This is a genomic window from Mesorhizobium sp. M8A.F.Ca.ET.021.01.1.1 (genome assembly GCF_003998025.1).
GTDB lineage: Bacteria > Pseudomonadota > Alphaproteobacteria > Rhizobiales > Rhizobiaceae > Mesorhizobium.
Map to the genome: position 1 here is coordinate 1 of NZ_RZSJ01000852.1, position 1,776 is coordinate 1,776.

At 61.3% G+C, this 1,776-nt stretch carries 2 protein-coding genes and 1 pseudogene; 2 read left to right on the plus strand and 1 reads right to left on the minus strand.

Annotation, left to right across the window (positions count from 1 at the left end; translation table 11 throughout):
- Nucleotides 1-126: 126 nt before the first annotated feature.
- Entirely contained in the window at nucleotides 127-261 is a 135-nt protein-coding gene (locus EOA36_RS38865; protein ID WP_127281166.1) for a hypothetical protein, read from the plus strand.
- Nucleotides 262-590: 329 nt separating this feature from the next.
- The gene (locus EOA36_RS34730) at nucleotides 591-1,604 is read left to right on the plus strand and encodes a GlxA family transcriptional regulator (RefSeq protein WP_348629838.1); all 1,014 of its coding nucleotides are present in this window, start codon (nucleotides 591-593) and stop codon (nucleotides 1,602-1,604) included.
- A gap of 37 nt (nucleotides 1,605-1,641) precedes the next feature.
- Here the strand turns inward: EOA36_RS34730 and EOA36_RS38650 are convergent.
- Nucleotides 1,642-1,776, minus strand: a pseudogene (locus EOA36_RS38650) (ABC transporter ATP-binding protein); the annotation flags it as partial.

The following is a 1,776-nucleotide window of genomic DNA, read 5'->3' on the forward strand; positions in this document are numbered from 1 at the left end:
CATATCAAGCGCTTCGCTTTTGCGATTTAGTTTCCGCTCACACAAGCCTATATCACCGTCAGCAAACGAGCTGCCCCACTCCATCAAGCGAAGGCGACCCGTCTGAGCAACCGATTGGAGATGATCATGAAGCTTTTTGCCCGCCTCTTCGCCCGCCGCGAAATGAACCTGACCACGGCGCTCGAGCGTCAGCGCCTCGCCAAGACCATGCCTGGCCAGACCGGCGCCATGGCTGCGGCGCGCCTCGGCTTCGTCGCCTGAATAAGACTAGTTCCAGGAAAATCGTGTAACGGTTTTCCGTTCGGGACTGCATAGAAACACAAAATACCTCCAGAGCCGCGCTCCCCTGCCACGGCTTCAGAGTTGACTGCCGCCGCTTCGGTCCGCCGAGGCGGCGTTTATTTTGTTGCGCTTCCATCGTCTTTTCACAACCTGACGGTGGCCTGGTTTGAGCAGCACCGCGCGGCGATTGCCCATTTGCGACCCATGTCGCAAATTTAATCTTGCCAAAGCCACCTAGCCGATTGACAGGAATGGTTTTTCCTGATGACGCTATGCTATTCGCGACATCCTGTTCGCGTCATGGCCAGATGAGGTTCCCCGTGAACGCCGTCAAGCATCCGATCAAGCGGTCGTTTGTGTTCTTCCTTGTTCCCGATTTCACCATGATCGCTTTTGCGACCGCGCTGGACCCGCTGCGCTCCGCCAATCGGATGCTCGGTTACGAGGCCTATCGCTGGCGCCTTGCCAGCATCGACGGCAAGCCGGTGCGCGCCTCCAACGGCGTCGAATGCGCCGTCAACACCTCGCTGGAAGAGGAACGCAAGAAGATGGCGGGGCCGGATCGTCCCAACATGGCCATCGTCTGCAGCGGCATCAATGTCGAACGCTACCAGAACAAGTCGGCCTTTGCCTGGCTGCGTGAGGAATACAATCGCGGCGTCGCGGTGGGTGGCCTGTGCACCGGTGCGCATATCCTCGCCTCCGCCGGGCTGTTGTCGAACAAGCGCTGCGCCATCCATTGGGAAAACCTGCCGGGCTTTTCCGAGGCCTTCCCGAAAGCCAATGTCTTTGCCGACCTGTTCGAGATCGACCAGAACATCTACACCTGCGCCGGCGGAACCGCCGCGCTCGACATGATGCTGAAGCTGATCGGCGACGACTTCGACGAGAACCTCGTCAACCGCGTCTGCGAGCAGGTGCTGACCGACCGCGTGCGCAGCCCGACCGACCGCCAGCGCCTGCCGCTGCGCGCCCGGCTTGGTGTGCAGAACTCGAAAGTGCTGACCATCATCGAACTGATGGAGGCCAATCTGTCCGAGCCGCTGTCGCTGATCGAGATCGCCGACCATGTCGACCTGTCGCGCCGCCAGATAGAGCGCCTGTTCCGAACCGAGATGGGACGCTCCCCTGCGCGCTACTATCTCGAAATCCGCCTCGACCGCGCAAGGCATCTCTTGATCCAGTCGTCGATGCCGGTGGTCGAGGTGGCGGTCGCCTGCGGCTTCGTCTCGGCCTCGCATTTCTCGAAATGCTACCGTGAGCTCTATGCCCGCTCGCCGCAGCAGGAGCGCGTCGACCGCAAGCAATTGCTGGCGGCCTGACCCAAACCATACGCGCGGAACGACCGAACGTGAGCGGTTAGTGCGCGTCCGCGGTCCGCATCGCCTCGACGCGGATGTCCTCGGTCAGCCGCGCCTTCAACGCCGAGAATTCCGGACTGGTCTTCAGCGTGTAGTGGCGCGGATGCGGCAGGTCGCAGGCGCCATCCAGCTT